This window comes from Inquilinus limosus (assembly GCF_002195995.1).
Lineage (GTDB): Bacteria > Pseudomonadota > Alphaproteobacteria > DSM-16000 > Inquilinaceae > Inquilinus > Inquilinus limosus_C.
On sequence record NZ_NHON01000089.1, the window covers coordinates 1 to 21,618 of the forward strand.

Annotated in this window: 18 protein-coding genes and 1 other RNA gene; all 19 read right to left on the reverse strand. The window is 71.0% G+C overall.

The annotated features are described in order from the left end of the window. On the reverse strand, positions 1–1,135 hold a 1,135-nt coding region (gene ftsZ, locus BWR60_RS29500; protein WP_144445805.1), incomplete at its 3' end, for a cell division protein FtsZ. A 110-nt stretch (positions 1,136–1,245) separates the two neighbouring features. Further along, positions 1,246–2,508, reverse strand: a complete 1,263-nt coding sequence (gene ftsA / locus BWR60_RS29505; RefSeq protein ID WP_230983221.1) for a cell division protein FtsA — start codon at positions 2,506–2,508, stop codon at positions 1,246–1,248. Positions 2,509–2,544: 36 nt separating this feature from the next. Further along, positions 2,545–3,411: a cell division protein FtsQ/DivIB gene (locus tag BWR60_RS29510; protein ID WP_179222003.1), complete on the reverse strand. Its 867-nt coding sequence runs from the start codon at positions 3,409–3,411 to the stop codon at positions 2,545–2,547. Then, positions 3,399–4,316 (reverse strand): D-alanine--D-alanine ligase, encoded by a 918-nt coding sequence (locus tag BWR60_RS29515; protein ID WP_088155770.1) that lies wholly within the window; start codon positions 4,314–4,316, stop codon positions 3,399–3,401. The genes BWR60_RS29510 and BWR60_RS29515 overlap by 13 nt, the downstream gene beginning before the upstream one ends. After that, positions 4,313–5,749: a UDP-N-acetylmuramate--L-alanine ligase gene (murC, locus tag BWR60_RS29520; protein ID WP_088155772.1), complete on the reverse strand. Its 1,437-nt coding sequence runs from the start codon at positions 5,747–5,749 to the stop codon at positions 4,313–4,315. The genes BWR60_RS29515 and murC overlap by 4 nt, the downstream gene beginning before the upstream one ends. Positions 5,750–5,762: 13 nt before the next feature. Then, positions 5,763–6,896, reverse strand: a complete 1,134-nt coding sequence (gene murG / locus BWR60_RS29525) for an undecaprenyldiphospho-muramoylpentapeptide beta-N-acetylglucosaminyltransferase (RefSeq protein ID WP_088155774.1) — start codon at positions 6,894–6,896, stop codon at positions 5,763–5,765. Next, positions 6,893–8,017: an FtsW/RodA/SpoVE family cell cycle protein gene (locus BWR60_RS29530; RefSeq protein ID WP_088155776.1), complete on the reverse strand. Its 1,125-nt coding sequence runs from the start codon at positions 8,015–8,017 to the stop codon at positions 6,893–6,895. Before BWR60_RS29530 ends, murG begins: the two co-directional genes overlap by 4 nt. Beyond that, positions 8,018–9,415: a UDP-N-acetylmuramoyl-L-alanine--D-glutamate ligase gene (gene murD, locus BWR60_RS29535; RefSeq protein ID WP_088155778.1), complete on the reverse strand. Its 1,398-nt coding sequence runs from the start codon at positions 9,413–9,415 to the stop codon at positions 8,018–8,020. It abuts the gene before it with no gap. A gap of 4 nt (positions 9,416–9,419) precedes the next feature. Further along, a complete protein-coding gene (gene mraY, locus BWR60_RS29540; RefSeq protein ID WP_088155780.1) occupies positions 9,420–10,505 on the reverse strand; it encodes a phospho-N-acetylmuramoyl-pentapeptide-transferase in 1,086 nt (361 codons plus the stop codon). Between the two features lie 16 nt (positions 10,506–10,521). Continuing rightward, positions 10,522–11,988, reverse strand: coding sequence for a UDP-N-acetylmuramoylalanyl-D-glutamyl-2,6-diaminopimelate--D-alanyl-D-alanine ligase (locus BWR60_RS29545; protein ID WP_088155782.1), 1,467 nt, complete (start codon positions 11,986–11,988; stop codon positions 10,522–10,524). Next, positions 11,985–13,436 (reverse strand): UDP-N-acetylmuramoyl-L-alanyl-D-glutamate--2,6-diaminopimelate ligase, encoded by a 1,452-nt coding sequence (locus tag BWR60_RS29550; protein WP_088155784.1) that lies wholly within the window; start codon positions 13,434–13,436, stop codon positions 11,985–11,987. The genes BWR60_RS29545 and BWR60_RS29550 overlap by 4 nt, the downstream gene beginning before the upstream one ends. Next, on the reverse strand, positions 13,433–15,187 hold the full coding sequence (locus BWR60_RS29555; protein ID WP_218823742.1) for a peptidoglycan D,D-transpeptidase FtsI family protein: 1,755 nt from the start codon (positions 15,185–15,187) through the stop codon (positions 13,433–13,435). The genes BWR60_RS29550 and BWR60_RS29555 overlap by 4 nt, the downstream gene beginning before the upstream one ends. Positions 15,188–15,190: 3 nt before the next feature. Then, complete coding sequence (locus BWR60_RS29560) at positions 15,191–16,939, reverse strand: peptidoglycan D,D-transpeptidase FtsI family protein (protein WP_088155786.1); 1,749 nt, start codon at positions 16,937–16,939, stop codon at positions 15,191–15,193. Next, positions 16,936–17,694, reverse strand: a complete 759-nt coding sequence (ftsL, locus tag BWR60_RS29565; RefSeq protein WP_088155788.1) for a cell division protein FtsL — start codon at positions 17,692–17,694, stop codon at positions 16,936–16,938. The genes BWR60_RS29560 and ftsL overlap by 4 nt, the downstream gene beginning before the upstream one ends. Beyond that, on the reverse strand, positions 17,691–18,650 hold the full coding sequence (rsmH, locus tag BWR60_RS29570; protein WP_088155790.1) for a 16S rRNA (cytosine(1402)-N(4))-methyltransferase RsmH: 960 nt from the start codon (positions 18,648–18,650) through the stop codon (positions 17,691–17,693). Before rsmH ends, ftsL begins: the two co-directional genes overlap by 4 nt. Next, the gene (locus BWR60_RS29575; RefSeq protein WP_179222004.1) at positions 18,647–19,123 is read right to left on the reverse strand and encodes a division/cell wall cluster transcriptional repressor MraZ; all 477 of its coding nucleotides are present in this window, start codon (positions 19,121–19,123) and stop codon (positions 18,647–18,649) included. Before BWR60_RS29575 ends, rsmH begins: the two co-directional genes overlap by 4 nt. A gap of 349 nt (positions 19,124–19,472) precedes the next feature. Next, an RNA gene (rnpB, locus tag BWR60_RS29580) (RNase P RNA component class A) lies at positions 19,473–19,880 on the reverse strand. A gap of 247 nt (positions 19,881–20,127) precedes the next feature. After that, the gene (locus tag BWR60_RS29585; RefSeq protein ID WP_088155794.1) at positions 20,128–20,847 is read right to left on the reverse strand and encodes a GNAT family N-acetyltransferase; all 720 of its coding nucleotides are present in this window, start codon (positions 20,845–20,847) and stop codon (positions 20,128–20,130) included. A gap of 11 nt (positions 20,848–20,858) precedes the next feature. Further along, a complete protein-coding gene (locus BWR60_RS29590; protein ID WP_088155796.1) occupies positions 20,859–21,578 on the reverse strand; it encodes a pyridoxamine 5'-phosphate oxidase family protein in 720 nt (239 codons plus the stop codon). Between the last annotated feature and the right edge of the window lie 40 nt (positions 21,579–21,618).

Sequence of the window (21,618 nt, forward strand, 5' to 3'; positions counted from 1 at the left end):
GCTTCGGCGCCGGCTGGGCCATGGCGAAGCGCTGCGGCGTCACCGCGGCCGGGCGGGCCGGCATCAGCGGCTGCGCCGCCGGGGCTGCCGCCGCCGGCTGCTGCGGCTTGGCCGCGCCGCCCGGCAGGGTGGTGGTGCTGTAGGTCTGCGGCCGCGGCGCCTGGTTCACCTGCATGTCGATGCCGGTGGCGACGACCGATACCCGGACCCGGCCTTCCATGCTCTCGTCGAAGGTCGAGCCGAAGATGATGTTGGCGTCGGGGTCGACCTCGTCACGGATGCGGTTGGTCGCCTCGTCGACCTCGTACAGGGTCATGTCGAGGCCGCCCGTGATGTTGATCAGGACGCCCTTGGCCCCCTTCATCGAGATGTCGTCGAGCAGCGGGTTCGAGATCGCGGCCTCGGCGGCGCTGATCGAGCGGCGCTCGCCCTCGGCCTCGCCGGTGCCCATCATCGCCTTGCCCATCTCCGCCATCACCGTGCGGATGTCGGCAAAGTCGAGGTTGATCAGGCCCGGCTGCACCATCAGGTCGGTGACGCCGCGCACGCCTGAATGCAGCACCTCGTCCGCCATCCGGAAGGCGTCCGCGAAGGTCGTCTTCTCGTTGGCGATGCGGAACAGGTTCTGGTTCGGGATGATGATCAGGGTGTCGACATACTGCTGCAGCTCCTGCAGCCCCTGCTCGGCCATGCGCATGCGGTGCGCGCCCTCGAAGTGGAAGGGCTTGGTCACCACGCCGACGGTCAGGATGCCCTGCTCGCGCGCCGCGCGGGCGATCACGGGCGCGGCGCCGGTGCCGGTGCCGCCGCCCATGCCGGCGGTGATGAACACCATGTGCGCGCCTTCGAGATGGGCGACGATGTGCTCCATCGCCTCCTCGGCCGAGGCCCGGCCGATGTCCGGCCGCGACCCGGCGCCCAGGCCCTGGGTCAGCCCGGCGCCGAGCTGGATCCGCTTCTGCGCCGCGGAGCCCGCCAGCGCCTGCGCGTCGGTGTTGGCCACCACGAACTCGACCCCGGCCAGGTTGGCCCGGATCATGTTGTTGACGGCATTGCCGCCGGCGCCGCCCACGCCAACCACGGTGATCCGCGGCTGGAGGCTGATATCGCCCTGCGGGATGCTGAGATTGATCATGTCGATAGCTCCCCTACTGTCCCCTATTCACCCGACCGCTTCCCACCCGTCCGATCCGTGCTCCCGGCATCGCCCCGGATGGCGGGCGTGCCGGGTTGACTGGTCCTGGATCAAAGGTTGTCACGGAACCACCCCCCGATCCGGCTGAAGAAGCCGCCGCCCGCGGCGCCGCTCTCCTCCAGCCCCGGGCCCGAGCCGACCAGGTCGGCGGGCCCCGAAATGGCGTAGGCCAGGAGGCCCGTCGCCGTCGAAAAGCTCGGCCCCGCCGTCGCCTCGGCCAGGCCGTCCAGGCCCAGCGGGCGGCCCATGCGGACCTGCTTGTCCAGCACCAGCTGCGCCAGCTCGCGCGCGCCCTGCAGCTGCGAGCCGCCGCCGGTCAGCACCACGCGGCGGCCGAAGGCCTTGTCGAAGCCGCTGGCCTCGAGCCGCGAGCGCACCATCTCGAAGATCTCCTCCATCCGCGGCTGGATGATCCCGGTCAGCAGGCTCTTCGGCACATGGGTCGGCTGGCTGTCCTCCTCCTCGCCGACCTGCGGCACGTCGATGACCTCGCGGTCGTCGGCGACGGACGGCAGGGCCGAGCCGTAGAGGGTCTTCATCCGCTCGGCATGGACCACCGGCGTGGTCAGGCCGCGGGCGATGTCGTTGGTGACATGGGCGCCGCCGACCGGCAGGCAGTCGGCGAAGACCAGCCGGCCCTCGATGAACACCGCCAGCGAGGTGGTGCCGCCCCCCATGTCGATCACGGTGCAGCCCAGCTCGCGCTCGTCCGGCACCAGGCAGGCCAGGCCCGAGGCATAGGGCGACAGCACCACGCTCTCGACCTCGAGATGGGCCCGGTTGACGCAGGCGGTCAGGTTGCGCAGCGCGCCGGTGTTGGCGGTGATCAGGTGCAGGTCGATGCTGAGGGACTCGCCGACCATGCCGCGCGGGTCGCGCACGCCGCGCACCTCGTCGAGGCCGTAGCTGATCGGCACCGCGTGGATCACCTCGGCATCGGTGGCGACGCTGCCGTTGAAGGCGCGGGCGGCGCGGCGCAGGTCGTTGTCGTTCACCTCGCGGCCGCCGACCGGCACCTCGAGCGACAGGCTCTGCGACGCCGGATGGCCGCCGGAGAGGTTGACGATCACCTCGTTGACGGTCTCGCCGGCCATCTGCTCGGCCGCCTGCACCGCCAGCGCGATGGTCTTCTCCGCCGCGTCGAGCTCGACGATGGCGCCGGCGCGCACGCCGCGGCTGGCCTGGTGGCCGATGCCGATCACCTGCGCCTTGCCCTCGTCGGCCACGCGCGCGATGAAGCACACGACCTTGGTCGTGCCGAGGTCGACCGCGGCCACGATGGATCCCCGCGACCGGGTGCGGGGGCGGCGCATCGCGTTAAATCCCATGAGTGCCATCCGCGCCGCCCATCAGGTCTTGTCCTTGGACGGCGCGCGCTGCGCGGCCGCCGCGGGGGTGAGCTGGATGACCATGCGGTCGCCCAGGCGCAGATCGACCGCCACGATGTCGCGGTCCAGCACCGAATCCTTGCGCTGCGCCTCGTCCAGCCGGGCCAGGGCCGCGGCGACGTCGCCGTCGGGCAGCTTCACGGTGACGTGGTTGTCGAGCATCAGGTCCCAGCGCCGCCCGCCGACCCGCATGGCCGAGCGGATGCGCCGGGCGATGTCCGGGGTCTTCGACAGGGCGTCGATCAGCACCGCCGCGGTGCCGGCCGCGTCGCCGCCGACCACCATCGGCAGGTCCGGATAGTCGGCCAGCGACGGCACCGGCAGGACATGGCCCTCGCGATCGATCAGGCTGAAGCTCTGGTTGCTCTGCCACAGCGCCAGCGGCACCCGCTCCTCGATCCGGACGAAAACGGTGTCCGGCAGCCGGCGCTCGACGCTGGCCGATTTGATCCAGGGGATGTCCAGCAGCTTTGCCTGGGCCGCGTCCGGGTCCAGGTCGAAGATCGGGTCGCCGCGGCCGACGCCGAGCGCCGCCATGATGGCGCCGCCATCGACCGAACGACGGCCCTCGACCAGCACCTCCTGCACCGAGAAGCCGGCCGCGACCGTCAGGCTCATCACCGCGCCGTGGATGCCGCGCCCCGCCGCGGTCAGCGTGCCGCTGGTCCACAGCGCCGCCAGCAGGCCGAACACGGCGATGCCGCCCAGCGCCAGCCCGCCCATGCGCAGCGCCGCCGCCTGGCGGCGGGCCATCGGCTTGCGGCGGACCGAGGTGCCGCCGCTGCCGCGCCGGCGCCCGGCGTCAGGCTCGGCGCTCAGCTGCCGCATGCGGCATCCTCCAGCAGCCATTCGCAGAGATCGGCGAAGTCGACGCCGACATGCCTGGCCTGCTCCGGCACCAGCGAGATCGGGGTGAAGCCCGGCTGGGTGTTGATCTCGAGGAAATACAGCCCCTCGGTCCCCGGCTTGGTGTCGTCCCAGCGGAAATCGGTGCGGCTGATGCCGCGGCAGCCCAGCGTCCGATGCGCCAGCAGCGCCAGGCGCATGGCCTCGGCGGCGACCTCGGCCGGCACCTGCGCCGGCAGGGTGTGGACGGCGTGGCCCTCGGTGTATTTCGCGTCGTAGTCGAAGAAGGCGTGGGTGTGCGCGATCTCGGTCACGGTCAGGGCGCGGTCGCCCATCACGCCGACGGTCAGCTCACGGCCCGGCACATACTCCTCGACCAGCGCGTCGCCATAGCCCCAGCCGGCCAGGTCGATCGCCGGCGCGTTGTCGTTGGCGCGGACGATGCGGACACCGACGCTGGAGCCCTCGGCGGCCGGCTTGACCACATAGGGCGGCTCCATCAGGTGGCGCTCGGCCACCTGCTCCGGCGGCGCGACCACGCCGCGGGCGCTGCGGATACCGACCGAGCCGAGCATCTGCTTGGTCACCGGCTTGGACATGGCGATGGCCGAGGCCCGCACGCCGGAATGGGTGTAGGGCAGACCCAGCATGTCGAGCACGCCCTGGATCGTGCCGTCCTCGCCGCCCTTGCCGTGCAGGGCGTTGAACACCACCTCGGGCGCCGGCCGCAGGGCGCGCAGCAGCGCCTCGACGTCGCGGCCGACATCGATCAGCTCGACCCGGTGGCCGCGGCCGCGCAGCGCCACGGCGACGGCCTTGCCGGAGACGAGGCTGACCTCGCGCTCCGCCGACCAGCCGCCGTAGAGGACTGCGACCGACTTCGTCATCGGCTCGCCCCCGCGACCTTCTTGGCGCGCAGCGCGTCGAGCTCCGTCGGCAGGGCGTTGGCCCAGGCGGTGATGTTGCCGGCGCCGAGGCAGACCACGAAGTCGCCCGGCTGGGCCAGGTCGTAGGCCAGCTGCGGCAGCGCCTCCGGCCCCGGCAGCGGGATCACGCGGCGGTGGCCGCTGTCGCGCAGCCCCTCGACCAGGGCCGAGCGGGTGGCGCCTTCGACCGGCGCCTCGCCGGCGGCATAGACATCCGCGACCACGACGATGTCGGCGTCGTTGAAGCAGGTGCAGAATTCCTGGAACAGGCTGGCCAGGCGGCTGTAGCGGTGCGGCTGCACCACGGCGATCACCTTGTGCTTCTGGGCCGCGGCCCGGGCCGCTTTGAGCACCGCCGCGATCTCCACCGGGTGGTGGCCGTAATCGTCGATCACCGTCACGCCGCCCGACTCGCCGGTCTTGGTGAACCGGCGCTTCACCCCGCTGAAGCGCGCAAGCGTTTCGATGATCTGCCCGTCGTCCATTCCCATCTCATGGGCCACGGCGATAGCGGCCAATGCATTCTGGATATTGTGTTGCCCGAGCATTGGCAACACAATATCGCGGATCATACGGCTTTTTCCGGACTGCCTGTCCTGGAGCACGGCAGTGAACCTGGAGCCGCGCGATTCGATCGAAAAATCGACCGCGCGAACGTCGGCCTGCGGGCTGAATCCGTAGGTGATGATGCGCCGGTCGGTGACCCGCGAGATCAGCGCCTGCACCTCCGGATGGTCGATGCACAGGACGGCGAATCCGTAGAACGGCGTGTTGGTGACGAACTGCTCGAACGCCGCCTTCACCGAGTCGAAATCGCCGTAGAAGTCGAGATGCTCGGGGTCGATGTTGGTGACCACGACGATGGTCGCCGGCAGCCGGGTGAAGGTGCCGTCGCTCTCATCCGCCTCGACCACCATCCAGTCGCCCTGGCCCAGCCGGGCGTTGGTGCCGTAGGCGTTGATGATGCCGCCATTGATGATGGTCGGGTCCATGCCGGCGCCGTCGATCATCGCCGCCACCAGGCTGGTGGTGGTGGTCTTGCCGTGGGTGCCGCCGATCGCGATCGACCATTTCAGGCGCATCAGCTCGGCCAGCATCTCGGCCCGGCGCACCACCGGGATCAGGGCGGCGCGGGCTGCCTTGACCTCCGGGTTGTCGGCCTTCACCGCCGAGGAGATGACGACCACCGCGGCGTCGCCGAGATGGGCGGCGGCATGGCCGATCTTGACGTCGATGCCGGCCTTGCGCAGGCGCAGGACATTGGCGCTCTCGGCCACGTCGGTGCCCTGCACCGAATAGCCGAGATTGTGCAGGATCTCGGCGATCCCGCTCATGCCGATGCCGCCGATCCCCACGAAGTGGATCATCCCAATGTCGAGCGGCATCTGCCTCATCGGCGGTACTCCTTCAATTGGCTCCCGTTGCGACCTGCGCGCGAAGACCCGCCCCATGCCCGGCGAGGGCGAGGACAAGGTCAGCGAGTCGGTCGGCGGCATCCGGATGGGCTGCGGCGCGCGCGGCGCCGGCGGCCTCCACCAGAACGGAGGGGCGGGTGTACAGGTGTTCGAGACGCGATGCCAGCACTTCCGGAGTGAGATCCGATTGCGGCATCAGCCACCCCCCGCCGGAGGCCGCGATGGCCTTGGCATTGGCGGTCTGGTGGTCGTCCATGGCGAAGGGATAGGGCACCAGGATGGCGGGGCGGCCGATGGTCGCGAGCTCCGCCGCGGTCGAGGCGCCGGACCGGCAGATCACCAGCTGGGCCGCGGCCAGCCGCTCCGGCACGTCGTCGAAGAAGGTCGACAGCGTGGCGTCGGCGCCGATCGCGGCGTAGCGCTCGCGGCAGGCCTCGATGTCCTCGGGCCGCGACTGCTGCACGATCGACAGGCGGCTGCGCAGCCCCTCCGGCAGCAGCGCCACGGCGGCCGGGATCAGCTCGCTGAACACCCGCGCGCCCTGGCTGCCGCCCAGCACCAGCAGGGTCAGTCTGCCATCCGCCGTCGGCGCCGGATAAGGCGCATCCGCCTTGGCCGCGATGGCCGGGCGGACCGGGTTTCCGGTGACCTCGACTCGCCGGCCGCCCTGGGCCGGCGCCGCCTGCAGCGGGAAGCCGGTGGCGATGGCGGCGGCGCGGCCGGCCAGCCAGCGGTTGACCCGGCCCAGCAGCGCGTTCTGCTCGTGCAGCAGCACCGGGATGCCGGCGCGGGACGCGGCCAGCACGGTCGGCGCCGAGGGGTAGCCGCCGAAGCCGACCACGGCGGCCGGCCGGTGCCGGCGCAGCACGCCGCTTGCGTCGAGATAGCCGAGGCCGAGCAAGGTCGCGGTCTTCAGCTTGCCCACCAGCCCGGGCGCCACGGTGGCGGAGCGGACGGCGTCGACGGGCACCTCGGGCAGCCGGTCGCCGAAGGCGCGGCCGCGCGGATCCGTGGCCAGGCGCACGGCATGACCGCGGGCGATCAGCGTCCGCGCCAGCGCCTCGGCCGGGAAGACATGTCCGCCGGTGCCGCCCGCGGCCAGCAGGATGGGGCGCGGGTCATTCACCGTAGCCCCCCTCCCCCGGCATGCCTGCGGGTCAGGGCCAGCACCATGCCCATGCCGTAGCCGAGCGCGATCAGGGAGGAGCCGCCATAGCTGACGAAGGGCAGCGTCATGCCCTTGGTCGGGATCAGGTGCAGGGTCGAGGCCATGTTGATCGCGGCCTGCAGCCCGAACTGGGTGACGAGGCCGACCACCGCCAGCATGATGAACAGGTTGGTCTCGTTCGCCACCCGCGACAGGCCGCGGACGACGATGAAGGCGAACAGCGCCACCAGCAGCAGGCAGAAGAACAGGCCGAACTCCTCGCCACCGACGGCGAAGATGAAGTCGGCATGGGCGTCGGGCAGGTACAGCTTGACCGTGCCCTCGCCCGGGCCGGTGCCGAACAGCCCGCCATTGGTGAAGGCCTCGAGCGCGCGGTCGACCTGGTAGTTGTCGCCGGTCGAGGGGTCGAGAAAGCGGTCGATGCGGCTGCGGACGTGGTCGAACAGGAAGTAGGAGCCGACCAGGCCGCCGGAGCCGAGGGCGATCAGCCCGACCACCAGGAACATCGGCAGGCCGGCGATGAAGAACTGGATGAACCAGACCGCCGTGACCACCACGGTCATGCCGAGATCCGGCTGCGACAGCAGCAGGAAGGCGATCATGGCGTACAGCACGGTGGAGGCGATGTAGCCGGGGAAGCCGGGCCGCATCTTCTGCTGCGCGAACAGCCAGGCGGCGGCCACGGCGAAGGCCGGCTTGACGAATTCCGACGGCTGCAGCGACAGGCCGGGCAGCTGGATCCAGCGGGTGGCGCCCTTGATCTCGACCCCGACGAACAGCGTGGCGAAGACGCCGAGCATCGACAGGATCAGCACGATCGCCGAGACGCGGCGCAGCGCGCCCGGGCTCATCAGCGAGACCATGAAGGTCAGCACGATGGCCGGCAGCAGCATCATCAGATGCCGCTCGATGAAGTAGAACTCGCCGAGATTGATGCGCTGGGCCACGGCCGGGCTGGCGGCCAGGATCAGGATCGAGCCGATGCCCATGATGATGCCGAGCAAGAGCAGCATCCAGCGGTCGACCGTCCACCACCAGCGGCCGATGACCGAACTGTCGGCGCGATCCAGGGTCACCATCTAGAGCTCCCCCCTCTCCACCCGGACCTGCAGGCCCTTGACCGAGGCGGCGAAGGCCTCGCCGCGGGCCTCGAAATTGGCGAACTGGTCGAAGGAGGCGCAGGCCGGCGACAGCAGCACCACGGCATCGGCGGCGCCGTCCGTCTTGGCGGCGCGATAGGCGGCCTCGATCGCGGCATCCAGGTCGGTCGAGCGCTGATAGGGCACCCGGCCTTCCAGGTGGGCGGCGAATTTCGGCGTGCCCTCGCCGATCAGGAAGGCTTGGGCGACGCGCGGCAGGTAGGGGTCCACCGCCTCCAGCCCGCCCTCCTTCGGCCGGCCGCCGGCGATCCAGTAGATGGTGTCGTAGGAGCCGAGCGCCTTGGCCGCCGCGTCCGGGTTGGTGCCCTTGCTGTCATTGACGAAGCGGATGCCGGCGATGGTGCCGACCAGCTGCTGGCGATGGGCCAGGCCCGGAAAGGTGCGGATCGCCGCGGCCAGGATCTCTTCCGACACGCCCGCCGCCCGCGCGGCGGCCCAGACGCAGGCGGCGTTCTGACCGTTATGGGCGCCCGGCAGGGCCGGCGCCTGGCGCAGGTCGAGCACCGGACGGGCCAGCCCATCGGTCGCGTCATGCAGCACGAAGTCGCGGACGAAGACGCCGCCTTCGACCGCGCGCTCGGCCGAGACCGGGATCGCCCGGATCTCCGGCCGCGCCCGGGTCTTCTCGAACACCGTGCGGGAATGGTCGTCATCGACCCCGATCACCGCGGTGCCGCCCGGGCGGATGCCGTCCAGCAGCCGGGTCTTGGCGGCGACGTAGCCGGCCATGTCCGGATAGCGGTCGAGGTGGTCGGGGGTGATGTTGATGAAGACGCCGATCGACCACGGCACCTCGGTGATGGTCTCGAGCTGGTAGGACGAGACCTCGAGCACATACCAGCCGCCGGGGCCCACGGGCCGGAGGCCGAGCGCCGCGGGGCCGAGATTGCCGCCGGCCTCGGAATCGATGCCGGCGGCCTGGAACACATGCTGCAGCAGCGCCGTGGTGGTCGACTTGCCGTTGGTGCCGGTGACGCCGAGGAACCCGGCCTCCGGCAGCGCCTCGGCCAGCAGATCGATGTCGCCGACCAGGCGGCTGCCGGCCTCCAGCGCCCGGGCCACGGCCGGATGCGGCTGCGGATGGGTGCGCGGGATGCCGGGGCTGAGCATCACCAGGTCGATGCCGGCCATGCCCTCGGCCGCGAAGTCGCGCACCGGCACGCCCTCGCGCTCGGCGAAGGACCGGCCGGCGACCTTGTCGTCCCAGGCGGCGACGGTCACGCCTGCCGCCTTCAGCGCGCGGATCGCGGCGGTGCCCGACTTGCCGAGGCCGAGGACGGCGACGCTGCGGCCCTTGAGATGCGAGAGGTCGATCATCCGATCACCGCAGCTTCAGGCTGGAGAGGCCGATCAGGGCCAGGATCACGGCGATGATCCAGAACCGGATCACGATGGTCGGCTCGGCCCAGCCCTTCTTCTCGTAGTGGTGGTGCAGCGGCGCCATGCGGAACACCCGCTTGCCGGTCAGCTTGAAGCTGGCGACCTGAACCATCACCGACACTGCCTCGAGCACGAACAGGCCGCCGATGATGGCCAGCACCATCTCGTGCTTGGTGATCATGGCGATGGCGCCGAGCGCGCCGCCCATCGACAGCGACCCGGTGTCGCCCATGAACACCATGGCCGGGGGCGCGTTGAACCACAGGAAGCCCAGCGCGCCGCCGATCAGCGCGCCGCAGAACACCGCCAGCTCGCCGGCGCCCGGGGCGTGGTGGATCTGCAGGTAGCCGGCGAAGACCGCGTTGCCGGCGAGATAGGCGATCAGCCCGAAGCAGGTGGCGGCGATGATCACCGGCATGGTGGCGAGGCCGTCCAGCCCGTCGGTCAGGTTGACCGCGTTGGAGGCGCCGACCATGACCAGCATGGCGAAGGGGAAGAACAGGACGCCGAGCTCGACCATCACGTCCTTGAGGAACGGGATCGCGACCGCGGTCTCCCGTACCTCCGGCGTCACCTGCAGGTACCAGAACACGGCGACCAGGGCGATCGCCCCCTGCACCACCAGCTTCAGCCTGCCGGACAGGCCCTTGGGGTTGCGCTTGGTCAGCTTGAGGTAGTCGTCGCCGAAGCCGACCAGGCCGAAGCCGACGGTGACCAGCAGTGTGATCCAGACGAAGGCGTTGCGCAGGTCGGCCCAGAGCAGGGTCGAGACCACGATCGCGATCAGGATCATCAGCCCGCCCATGGTCGGCGTGCCGCGCTTCTTGAAATGGCCCTCGGGCCCGTCCTCGCGGATCGGCTGCCCCGCCCCCTGCCGCGCCTTCAACCACCGGATCATCGACGGGCCGATGACGAAGGCGATGACGAGCGCCGTCATCACCGCGGCCCCGGTCCGGAACGTCAGGTACCGGAACAGGTTGAAGATCAGCGCCTGGTCGGCGAGCGGGGCGAAGAGGGCCGGAAGCACCGGGACCGTTCCTTTTTCAGAGGCCGTTGGCGACGCGCTTGGGCGAGGCCTGGGGGGCCCGGTTCTCGCGCGCCACGTGCAGATTTTCCAGCGCTTCGATGATCACGGCCATGCGGCTGCCGAGCGACCCCTTGACCATGACGCAGTCGCCCGGGCGCACCGCCTCGGCCAGGACCGGCGCCAGGGCGGCGCTGTCCGCCGCATAGGCGCCGCGCCGGCCTTCCGGCAGCGCGTCGTAGAGCTGCTTCATGTCCGGGCCGCAGGCGAAGACCAGGTCGATGTCGCTGGCCAGGACAGGCTGCTTCAGCCCGGCATGCAGGGCCGGCGAATCGGGCCCGAGCTCCAGCATGTCGCCGAGCACGGCGATGCGGCGCCCGTCCGGCCCGCTGTCGACCCCGCCCAGCACCTCGAGGCTGGCAGCGACCGAGACCGGGCTGGCGTTGTAGCTCTCGTCGATCAGCAGCAGCTTGCCGGCCTGGCCGCCGCGCTGCAGCTCGATGGTGATGCGGGCGCCGCGGCCGCGCAGCGGCGTGATCCGGCCCATCGCCCGGGCGGCGCCGGCGATGTTGGCGCCCATCGCCTTGGCCGCCAGCAGCACCGACAGGCTGTTCAGCACCCAATGCTTGCCCGGGGCCGACAGGGTGTAGCGCAGCGGCTCACCCAGGATCACGGCGTTGACCGCGCTGGCCGCGGTGTGCAGCGAGCAGTCGATCAGCCGGGCATCGGCCTCGGCATGCTCGCCGAAGCTCCAGATCCGGCCGACGCCCTGGGTCCGGGCATGGGCGACGAGGCGCGGGAAGAACGGGTTGTCGCGGTTCAGGATCGCCGTGCTCTCCGGCCCCATGCCGCGGAAGATCTCGGCCTTGGCGTCGGCGATGCCCTCGACCGAATGGAAATGCGCGGCGTGCACCGCCTCGACATTGGTGATGATGGCGACGTCCGGCTCGACCAGGCGGGACAACGGCGCGATCTCGCCGGCGTGGTTCATGCCCAGCTCGAACACGCCGTAGGACACCTGCTCCGGCATCCGCGACAGGCTGAGCGGCGCGCCCCACTGGTTGTTCAGGTTGCCCTGCGAGGCATAGGCCGGCGCGGTGGCCGAGAGGGCCAGCTTCAGCGCCTCCTTGGTGCTGGTCTTGCCGACCGACCCGGTGACGCCGACGACCCGGGCCTCGCTGCGCATGCGGGCGAAGCGCGCCAGGTCGGTCAGCCCGTCCATGGTGTCCTCGACCACCAGGAGCGGCGCGTCATGCGGCACGCCCTGCGGCACCCGGTCGACCATCACCGCCGCGGCGCCCTTGGCCAGGGCGTCCTTGACGTAGTCATGACCGTCGAAGTTCGGCCCGCGCAGCGCCACGAACAGGTCGCCCGGCACGACCGAGCGGCTGTCGATCGAGACGCCGGCCGCCGACCACTCGCCGACCTGCATCCCGTTGGTTGCTGCAGCCGCCTCGGCGGCCGGCCAGAGCGCGGGGGTGGTCATGGCGTTCGTCTCCATCGCGGGTCGTTCTTCAGTTCGGTCACGGCTGCACGCGCCTGCTCCGCATCATCGAAGGGGCGTATCTCATCGCCGATAATCTGGCCGGTCTCGTGGCCCTTTCCGGCCACCACCAGGACATCACCAGGGCCCAGCCCCTGCACCGCGGCGCGGATGGCCCCGGCCCGGTCGCCGATCTCGGCGGCGCCGGGGCAGCCGGCCAGCACCTGGCGGCGGATCTCGGCCGGGTCCTCGCTGCGCGGATTGTCGTCGGTGACGATCACGCGGTCGGCCAGGCGCGCCGCGATCTCGCCCATCAGCGGGCGCTTGGCGCGGTCGCGGTCGCCGCCGCAGCCGAACACCACGACCAGGGCGCCGTGGGTGTGCGGGCGCAGCGCGTTCAGCACCGTCTCCAGCGCTCCCGGCTTGTGCGAGTAGTCGACATAGACCGGGGCGCCGTTCGGGTGGCTGGCCACCAGCTCGACCCGGCCCGGAATGCCCTTCAGCCGCTCCAAGAGGCCGGCGGCGGTGTCGAGGTCGGCGCCGTCGGCCACCACCAGCGCCAGCGCGGTCAGCACGTTATAGGCCTGGAAGCCGCCGACCAGCGGCAGCTCCGCCCGGTACGACCTGCCACCGGCGGTGAAGCGCAGGTCGATGCCGTGCGGCAGCGGCTCGGCCAGGTCCAGCCGGAACTCCTGGCCGGCACGGCCGAGGGTCAGGACGGTGCGGCCGGCGGCGCGGGTGCGCGCGACCAGCCCCGCCGCCTCCGGCACGTCGGCATTGATCACGGCGGTGCCGCCGGGCTGCAGCACCTCGTCGAACAGCCGCGCCTTGGCGGCCAGATAGGCCGCCATGGTGGCGTGGTAGTCGAGATGGTCCTGGGTGAAGTTGGTGAAGGCCGCCAGCGTCACCCGCACCCCGTCCAGGCGGAACTGGTCGAGGCCGTGCGACGACGCCTCCATCGCCAGCTTGGTCACCCCGGCCGCGGCCAGGTCGGCCAGCTCGGCCTGCAGCGCCACCGGGTCCGGCGTGGTCAGCGAGCCGTAGCGCTCGCGCCCCGGTGCCATGACGCCGAGCGTGCCCACGCTGGCGGCCTGATGGCCCAGCAGGGTCCAGAGCTGGCGGGCGAAGTTGACGGTCGAGGTCTTGCCGCTGGTGCCGGTGACGGCGGCGATGGTCGCCGGCTGCCGGCCGTAGAACTCCGCCGCCATCAGCGCCAGGCGGCGCCGCGGATTGGCGTCGGTGATCAGGGCGGCGGTCGCGCCGGCCGGCAGCACCGTGCCTTCCGGCGCCAGGATCGCGGCCGCCCCGGCGGCCAGCGCATCGGCGATGAAGGCGCGGCCGTCCACCCGCGCGCCCGGCAGGGCGGCGAACAGGAAGCCGGGCCGGACCGCGCGGGAATCCGCGGTCAGCCCCTTCAGCCCGGCGGGCAATGTCGAGACGCCGCCGCTCATCCCTCTTCCTCCACCGGCGCCGTTGCGACCTGCGGGGCGTTGCGGCCGCCCGGCGCCACGGCCAGCGCCTCCAGGATCGCCGGGTCCTTCGGGTCAGCCGGCGACAGCCCGACCATCGGCCCCATCCGGGCGATGATGCGGCCGGCCAGCGGCGCGGCGTTCCAGCCGGAGGTGGCGAAACCGTAGGTCTTCTTGGTCGGCTGCGGGTCGTCCAGCATCGTCATGACGATGTATCGGGGCTGATGGATCGGGAACACGCCGACGAAATCATTCGACCGCGCCCGGCGGTTGTAGCCGCCGCGCGCCGCCTTGTCCGCCGTCCCGGTCTTGCCGCCGACGAAATAGCCCGGCACGTCGGCCTTGGTGGCCGTGCCGCTGGTCACCACCACCCGCATCAGCCCGCGCATGGTGCGCGACAGCTCGGGCGTGATCACCCGCTTGCCCGGCACCGGCTCGGCCGGGTCGCGCTTGAACAGGGTCGGCGTATACATGATGCCGCCATTGGCCACGGCGCTGACCGCGGCGACCAGCTGGATCGGCGACACCGCCATGCCGTGGCCGTAGGCGATGGTCATGCCGCTGACCCGGCTCCACGGCCGCGGCACCATCGGCGCGCCCACCTCCGGCAGCTCGATCGGCGACGGCTGGGTCAGGCCGAGGCGGGTCAGGAACGCCTTCTGCCGCTCCAGCCCCGCCGCCTCCATCATCCGCACCGAGCCGGTGTTCATCGACTGGCGGAAGATCTCGTAGACGCTCCAGGCCCCGGACTGCGGCTCGGTCCGGAAGTTGCGGATGCTGAAGCGGCCGACCCGCACCGGGCTCTGGTCATAGGTCGTGGCCAGGGTGGAGGTGCCGCTCTCCAGCGCCATCGCCGTGTTGAAGATCTTGAACGTGGAGCCCATCTCGTACACGCCGAGCGTGTTCCGGTTGAACAGCGCCTCCTGCGACGACGACGCCGGCTCATACGGGTTGAAGTCGGGCAGCGACGCCATGGCGAGGATCTCGCCATTGGTCACGTCCATGATGATGGCGTTGCCGCCCTGGGCGCTGAACTCCGCGATCGCCGCCTGCAGCTCCTGCCGCACCATCTCCTGCAGCCGCAGGTCGAGCGACAGCACCACCGACTCGCCGGCCCGCAGCCGGCTGTCCAGGCTCTTCTCCAGCCCGGCGATGCCCTGCGCGTCGATGTTGGTGAAGCCGATGACATGCGAGGTCAGCGCCCCGGCCGGGTAGTAGCGGCGCTCCTCGGCCTGGAAGGCCAGGCCGGGGATGCCGAGGCGGTTGATCTCGTATTGCTGCGCCGGCGTCAGGCCGCGCTTCAGCCAGACGAAGCGCCGCTCCGACGACAGGTCGGCCAGCAGCTTCTCGGCGTTCAGCTCGGGCAGCAGCTTGCTGAGCTTCAGCGAGGCCTCGATCGGGTCGATCACCAGCTTCGGGTCGGCGTAGAGCGACATCGACGGCAGCGTGGTGGCCAGGATCAGCCCGTTGCGGTCGCGCAGATCGGCCCGGTCGGCGGTGGTCTCGCCGACCATGGCGACCGCCGGGCCCTCGCCCGTGTCGCCGAACGCCATCATCCGGACCAGCCCGGTGCCGATGCCGATGAAGGCCAGGCCGAAGACCAGCGCGGTGACGACGACGCGCTGCCGGCCGGTCTCGATCGCCGCCGCCAGGGCGCGGCCCGGCCGGGCGGCGTCCGCCTGGACCGTCCGCGGGCCGGCGTGCATCGAGGGGAGGTCGGGGAGGACGGCCATCGCTCAGTCCTCGTTGCCGCCGGAGACGTTGGCGACCACGGCGTTGGCCGGGGGCGACAACATCTGCAGGATCGCCGGGTCCTTCGGATCCGCCGGCTTGACGCCGAGCATCGGGCCCATGCGGGCGATGATCCGCCCGCCCAGCGGCGCCGAGTTCCAGCCGGCGCTGGCGAAGCCGTAGGTGCCCTTGATCGGCTGCGGGTCGTCCAGCATCGTCATGACGATGTATTTCGGATCGTAGATCGGGAAGACGCCGACGAAATCGGTCACCCGGGCCCGGCGGTTGTAGCCGCCGCGCGCCGCCTTGTCGGCCGTGCCGGTCTTGCCGCCGACGAAATAGCCCGGCACCTCGGCCTTGGTCGCCGTGCCGCCGGTGACCACGGCGCGCATCAGCATCCGCATCGTCCGCGACAGTTCGGCCGAGATCACCCGCTTGCCCGGCACCGGCTGCGACGGGTCGCGCTTGAACAGGGTCGGCGGGTGCAGGATGCCGCCATTGACGATGGCGCTGACCGCGGTGACCAGCGACAGCGGCGACACCGCCATGCCGTGGCCATAAGCAATGGTCATGCCGCTGACCTTGCTCCACGGATGCGGCACCATCGGTGCGCCGACCTCGGGCAGGTCGATCGGCGCCGGCTTGGTCAGGCCGAACCGGGTCAGGAACTCCTTCTGCCGGTCGACGCCCGCCGCCTCCTCCATATGGACGGAGCCGGTGTTGAGCGACAGGCGGAAGATCTCGTAGACGCTGAGCATCCCCGACTGGGGGTCGCCGCGGAAATTATGGATGGTGAAGCGCCCGACATGGATCGGGCTTTCGTCATACAGGCTGGTCAGCGTCGAGGTGCCGCTCTCCAGCGCCATCGCCGTGTTGAAGATCTTGAACGTCGACCCCGGCTCGTACACGCCGAGCGTGTTCCGGTTGAACATCGACTCCTCGGATGGGCCACCGGGCTCATACGGGTTGAAGTCCGGCAGCGAGACCATCGCCAGGACCTCGCCGGTGTTGACGTCCATGATCAGGGCGTTGCCGCCCTGGGCGTGGAAGGTGTCGATCGTGGTCTTCAGCTCGTCGCGCACCATCTCCTGCAGCCGCAGGTCGATCGACAGCGCCACCGACTGGCCGTCTTGCAGCCGGTCGTCCAGGCTCTTCTCCAGCCCGGCGATGCCCTGGGCGTCGATGTTGGTGAAGCCGACGACATGCGATGTCAGGTTGCCGGCCGGGTAGTAGCGGCGCTCCTCGTTCTGGAAGGCCAGGCCGGGGATGCCGAGGCGGTTGACCTCGTATTGCTGGGTCGGGGTCAGGCCGCGCTTCAGCCAGACGAAGCGGCGGTCCGACGACAGGTCGGCCAGCACCTTGGCCTGGTCGATGTCGGGCAGCACCTTGGCCAGGCGCAGCGACGCCTCGATCGGGTCCAGCACCATCTTCGGGTCGGCGTAGAGCGACACCGAGGGCAGCGTGGTGGCGACGATCAGCCCGTTGCGGTCGCGCAGGTCGGCCCGGTCCTCGGTCGGCGCGACGGCGGGCAGCGCATGGGTGGCGAGGGCGCTGTCGGCATCGCTGCCGAAGGCCATCAGGTCGACCAGCTTGAGGCCGATGGCGCCGAAGGTGAGGCTGAACACCAGGGCGCTGATGACGATGCGCTGGCGGCCCGTCTCGATGGCCGCGGAAAGCCGTTGAGCCGGCCGAGAGGCCGGCTCCGTCTGCCGCGGTGCATTCTTCGGGAGGCCGTCCAGCGCGTCAGCCGTCATCGAATTCCCCGGGGCCCCTCGAGGCCGGAGAGGAGCGCGCCGATCGGATCATCCGCGGCGGCGGCCCGGGTCGGGGTCAGGGCCTGGGCCACGGCCTCCAGCGGCGCAGGCGCGGCCGGTCGGCGCGGCGCCACCACCGGCCGGATCGGGACGTCAGCCACGGCGACGCGGGTCACGGGCGGGGTCGCCGCAGGAGCCTGGGCCGCGGCGGGCGGGGCTGCCGGGGCCACCACCGGCGCCGGCCTGACCTCGACCGCCGCCATCTGGACCGGCGCGGCGACGGGTACGGCGGGGGCCGTTGCCGGCTGGGACGGAGCGGCCTGGGTCTGGACGGGCATCGACGTGGCCGCGGCAAGGAGGACACCGCCCTCGCCGGGCCGGTGGCCGGGCAGGGGCACGGGCCCGAAGCTGGGCAGCGCATCGACCTGGGCGACCAGCGACGCCGTCGGCGCCATCGGCTCGCCGTCGAGCGACGGCTGCGGCATCGGGAGATCCGCGGCGCTGGCGATCATCTGCGTCGGCGCGATCGGGCGCAGCTTGGTAAACTGGTCGGTCAGCGCCTGCAAGCGCGACGGCTGGTTCAGGAACGCCCATTCGGCATGCATCACCCGGATCGAATCCTGCTCCCGCAGGATCGAGCGGTTGACGCCGCGCAGCTCGCCTTCCAGCGCCTGCACCTCGTAGCTGGTCTTGAACAGGAACGCGCTCGACGCCCCGATGAGGCCGAGCCAGATCATCGTGCCGACGCGGATCATGCTGCCACCCTCCCCCTCTCTCCAGACGGCCACGCCGGAGCGTCGCTCCGGATGGCCGCCCGCAGCCGCGCCGACCGGGCGCGCGGATTGCTGCGGGTCTCGCTTTCCCCTGGCGTGACCGACCGCTTGGCCGCCAGGCGGAAGCTCGGCGCCCGGGTCTCGCCGCCGGGCGCCGCGACATGGCGGGACACCCCGCCGCCGGCGCCGCTGCGCTCCGCCAGGAAGCGCTTGACGCGGCGGTCCTCCAGGCTGTGGAAAGTGACCACGGCGAGCCGTCCCCCGGGCCGAAGCAGGCGTTCGGCCCCGCTCAAGCCGTGGTCGAGTTCCGTCAGTTCCTCATTCACCCACAGGCGCAGCGCCTGGAAGGTGCGCGTCGCCGGATCGATGCCGTCCTTCGACCGCGGCACCACCCGGCGCACGATCTCGGCCAGCTGCAGCGTGCGCTCGATCCGCGCCTCCTTGCGGGCGGCGACGATGGCGCGGGCGACGCGCCGCGACAGCCGCTCCTCGCCGAAATCGTAGATCACATTGGCCAGGTCGTCCTCGGCCATGGCGTTGACCACGTCGGCGGCGCTCTGCCCATCCCGTCCCATGCGCATGTCGAGCGGGCCGTCGGCGCGGAAGGAGAAGCCGCGCGCCGGGTCGTCGAGCTGCGGCGAGGACACGCCGAGATCCAGCACCACCCCGTCCGCCTGCTCGCCGACCAGCGTGTCCATGGCGCCGAAGCGGCCCTCGACGATGCGGAACCGGCCCGGCTGCTCGGCCTCCAGCCGGCGCCCCTCGGCCACCGCCTCCGGGTCGCGATCGATGCCGACCACCCGGCAGTCGGCCGCCGCCAGCAGGCCGCGGGCATAGCCGCCGCGGCCGAAGGTGCCGTCGACGATCAGGTCGCCGTCGCGCGGCGCCACCGCCGCCACGATCTCGCTCAGCAGGACCGGGATGTGGGCGCCGCTCATGCAGCACCTCCATTGGCGCCGGCCCCGTTCCCGCCTGCGCGGGCCAGGGTCAGCTCACGCGATACGGCCAGGCGGGCCTGCTGATGCGCCTTCAGCGCCTCCGGCTCCCAGATCTGGAAGCGGCTGCCCATGCCCATGAAGGCGATGCTGTCAGTGATGCCCGCCAGATCCAGCATGTGCCGCGGCAGGATGATCCGCCCCTCCGGATCCATCTGCAGCTGCTGCGTCTCGGAGAATTCGCGGATTTCCAGGGCCTCGCGCTCCGGCGAGTACAGGTCCATGGCGTCGAGCCGGCGCTGGACCTCGTCCATGTAGGCTTCGGTGACCCCGTCCAGCGCCTGGCGGTCGGGGGAGGGCTTCAGGTTCACCACCGGAGCGCCCAGCGCCTCCAAGGTCGCGCGGAAGGGAGCGGGCACGCTGACCCGCCCCTTCTTGTCGACCTTGTTGACGTAGGTGCCCGTGAACCGAGCCATCCATCCCCCCAGCGGCGCGTCCGCCGCCTGCAACACCCCCGTCGCCACACCCCGGAAGTGGGCGATCGCTCCCATCCGATGGGAGATCATGGGATATCATGGGTAAGCCTGGAACGCAATGGGACGGACCGGTCAAATCATGGGAAATCAATGGATTCTCTTCCATCCGTGGTTTTTTTGCCGCTTTGCGGGAGTCCTCGACTGACGTCGGAACAAAATCGAAGTTGGCGCGCTTGTTTCGACTCCGAATCCAAGAGTGTTTTTCTTTTGTTCTCCTTCCGGAGCAAGGGAAACGGCCCGGTTCCGCTGCGCGGCCGGGCGTCGGAGGCGATGGGACGGGATGGGAAAAGGCGGCAGATGGCCTGTAAGCCGGGTTCTGTCCCCGGCCCCGTATCCTTGCGGACGGCGGGTCGGGGGATGGCCATTCCTCTGGGACGACGGTCGCCCGTCGCCTCGCGCGACCAACCCGGGCGGCAGGCGGAAACGCCTGTCGGCCCATGGTTTCCCATGAACCGCCCCGCCCCTATTCGGTCTTGCTCCCGGTGGGGTTTACCGTGCCGCGACCGTTGCCGGCCGCGCGGTGCGCTCTTACCGCACCCTTTCACCCTTACCCGGCCGGAGCCGGGCGGTTTGCTTTCTGTGGCACTGTCCCTGGGGTCGCCCCCGCCGGGCGTTACCCGGCACCGTGTTTCCGTGGAGCCCGGACTTTCCTCCCCGCCGGGCCGAAACCCGGCAGAGCGACCATCCGGCCATCTGCTGCTGCGCAGTGTATAGGAACAGGACGGCCGGACCGCAAGGCGGCCCATGCCGTCCCATGACAAAGATGTGACGCCGACCGGCCTTACGCGTTGCCTCTCCCGTTTACGGGAGAGGTCGGAGACGCGAAGCGGCTCCGGGTGAGGGTTCTTTGTCGAGGCCCGTGCCAGCCCTCACCCGCCAGCGCTGCGCGCTGTCGACCTCTCCCGCCACGCGGGAGAGGCAATACGAACTGACCGGGAGCGCGTCTATTCCACCGGCCTGGTCAGCTCCGACAGCTTCTCCTTCTGCCGCCCCTCGGCGTCGAAATTCGCCGGGTCGAGCCAGCGCTCGAAGGCGGCGCGCAGCCGCGGCCATTCGCCGTCGATGATCGAGAACCAGGCGGTGTCGCGGTTGCGGCCCTTGTAGACCAGCGCCTGGCGGAACAGGCCTTCGTACTGGAAGCCGAAGCGGGCCGCCGCGGCGCGCGACGGCGCATTCCGGCTGTCGCATTTCCACTCGTAGCGGCGATAGCCCAGCTCGTCGAACACCCGGCGCATCATCAGGAACATCGCCTCGGTCGCCATCGGCGTCCGCTGCAGCAGCGGCGAGAAGTGGATGTGCCCGACCTCGATCACCCCGTTCGCCGGGTCGATGCGGAGATAGGAGGCGACGCCGACCGCCCGGCCGGTGGCGCGGTCGATCACCGTGTGGAACTGCGGGTCGCTGCCCGCCGCCATCTTCTCCAGCCAGGCGCGGAAGCTGTCGAACTCGGCGAAGGGGCCGATGGCGAGATAGGTCCAGTTGCGGCCGTCCTGGTCGCGTCCCATCGCCTCGTAGAGATCCTCGGCATGGCGGGCGGGGTCCAGCGGCTCGAGCCGGCAGGTGCGGCCCTCCATCGGCGTGCGCGGCGGCGCCGGGCGCCTCTCCCAGCCGGGGACGGGGGCGCCGATCGGCTGGCCCAGGGGGTTGGTCAGTTCGATGGTCATGGTGTCCCTGCTCACTCGCCGGCTTCGACGGGGGCGAGGCCGCCCCCCACATTGGCCCGCAGGATCTCATCGAAGCGGGCATCTCGGACATAGGGTTCGGTGCCGGCGCCGGGGGCGATGCCGGCCGGCAGCAGCGGGCAGGGCTGCAGCGCGCCGATGGTCTCGGCGATCGGGATCACCCCGGCCCAGATGCCGGCGGCCAGGTCGTCCTCATCGTCATGCGGCGGGCCGCTGCGGATCTTCACGCTGGCCTCCTCGATCTCCATCGCGATCAGCGCGGTGGCCCGCACCTCCTTGTCGGTCGGGCGCCGCATCGCCGCCACTCGGCCGGGAAACAGCCGCTCGACATAGGCGTCCAGCGCCTCGCGCTTATGCGCCTCGTCCTCGACCTTCGACGCGGTGCCGAACACCATCACCGAGCGGTAGTTCATCGAGCAGTTGAAGCCGGAGCGGGCCAGGACCAGCCCGTCGATATGGGTCGCGGTCAGGCACACCGGCAGGCCCGCCCCCTGCCCCTGCAGCATCCGGCTGACCGAGGAGCCGTGCCAGTACAGCCGGTCGCCCTCGCGCCAATAGGCCGTGGGCGTGCAGTAGGGCTGGCCGTCGAGGACATAGGCGATGTGGCAGACCACGCTGGCGTCGAGCACGGCATGGACCGTGGCGCGGTCATAGGCGCCGCGCTTGGCCAGGCGCTTCAGCCGGGCGCGGGCGGAGGGGACGATCTGGTTCATGGCGGTCCTCGGAACGGCATTGGCCTTCCCGATGCCGCGT

What these genes read in the sequence shown, in the direction of transcription:
- BWR60_RS29515 (WP_088155770.1), bottom strand. Translation starts at nt 4,316, where the DNA reads ATGACGAAGTCGGTCGCAGTCCTCTACGGCGGCTGGTCGGCGGAGCGC.
- BWR60_RS29560 (WP_088155786.1), bottom strand. Translation starts at nt 16,939, where the DNA reads ATGACGGCTGACGCGCTGGACGGCCTCCCGAAGAATGCACCGCGGCAG.
- BWR60_RS29575 (WP_179222004.1), bottom strand. Translation starts at nt 19,123, where the DNA reads ATGGCTCGGTTCACGGGCACCTACGTCAACAAGGTCGACAAGAAGGGG.
- BWR60_RS29510 (WP_179222003.1), bottom strand. Translation starts at nt 3,411, where the DNA reads ATGCGGCAGCTGAGCGCCGAGCCTGACGCCGGGCGCCGGCGCGGCAGC.
- BWR60_RS29530 (WP_088155776.1), bottom strand. Translation starts at nt 8,017, where the DNA reads ATGGTGACCCTGGATCGCGCCGACAGTTCGGTCATCGGCCGCTGGTGG.
- BWR60_RS29590 (WP_088155796.1), bottom strand. Translation starts at nt 21,578, where the DNA reads ATGAACCAGATCGTCCCCTCCGCCCGCGCCCGGCTGAAGCGCCTGGCC.
- BWR60_RS29585 (WP_088155794.1), bottom strand. Translation starts at nt 20,847, where the DNA reads ATGACCATCGAACTGACCAACCCCCTGGGCCAGCCGATCGGCGCCCCC.
- rsmH (WP_088155790.1), bottom strand. Translation starts at nt 18,650, where the DNA reads ATGAGCGGCGCCCACATCCCGGTCCTGCTGAGCGAGATCGTGGCGGCG.
- murD (WP_088155778.1), bottom strand. Translation starts at nt 9,415, where the DNA reads ATGATCGACCTCTCGCATCTCAAGGGCCGCAGCGTCGCCGTCCTCGGC.
- BWR60_RS29555 (WP_218823742.1), bottom strand. Translation starts at nt 15,187, where the DNA reads ATGGCCGTCCTCCCCGACCTCCCCTCGATGCACGCCGGCCCGCGGACG.
- murC (WP_088155772.1), bottom strand. Translation starts at nt 5,749, where the DNA reads ATGAGGCAGATGCCGCTCGACATTGGGATGATCCACTTCGTGGGGATC.
- ftsL (WP_088155788.1), bottom strand. Translation starts at nt 17,694, where the DNA reads ATGATCCGCGTCGGCACGATGATCTGGCTCGGCCTCATCGGGGCGTCG.
- BWR60_RS29550 (WP_088155784.1), bottom strand. Translation starts at nt 13,436, where the DNA reads ATGAGCGGCGGCGTCTCGACATTGCCCGCCGGGCTGAAGGGGCTGACC.
- ftsA (WP_230983221.1), bottom strand. Translation starts at nt 2,508, where the DNA reads ATGCGCCGCCCCCGCACCCGGTCGCGGGGATCCATCGTGGCCGCGGTC.
- BWR60_RS29545 (WP_088155782.1), bottom strand. Translation starts at nt 11,988, where the DNA reads ATGACCACCCCCGCGCTCTGGCCGGCCGCCGAGGCGGCTGCAGCAACC.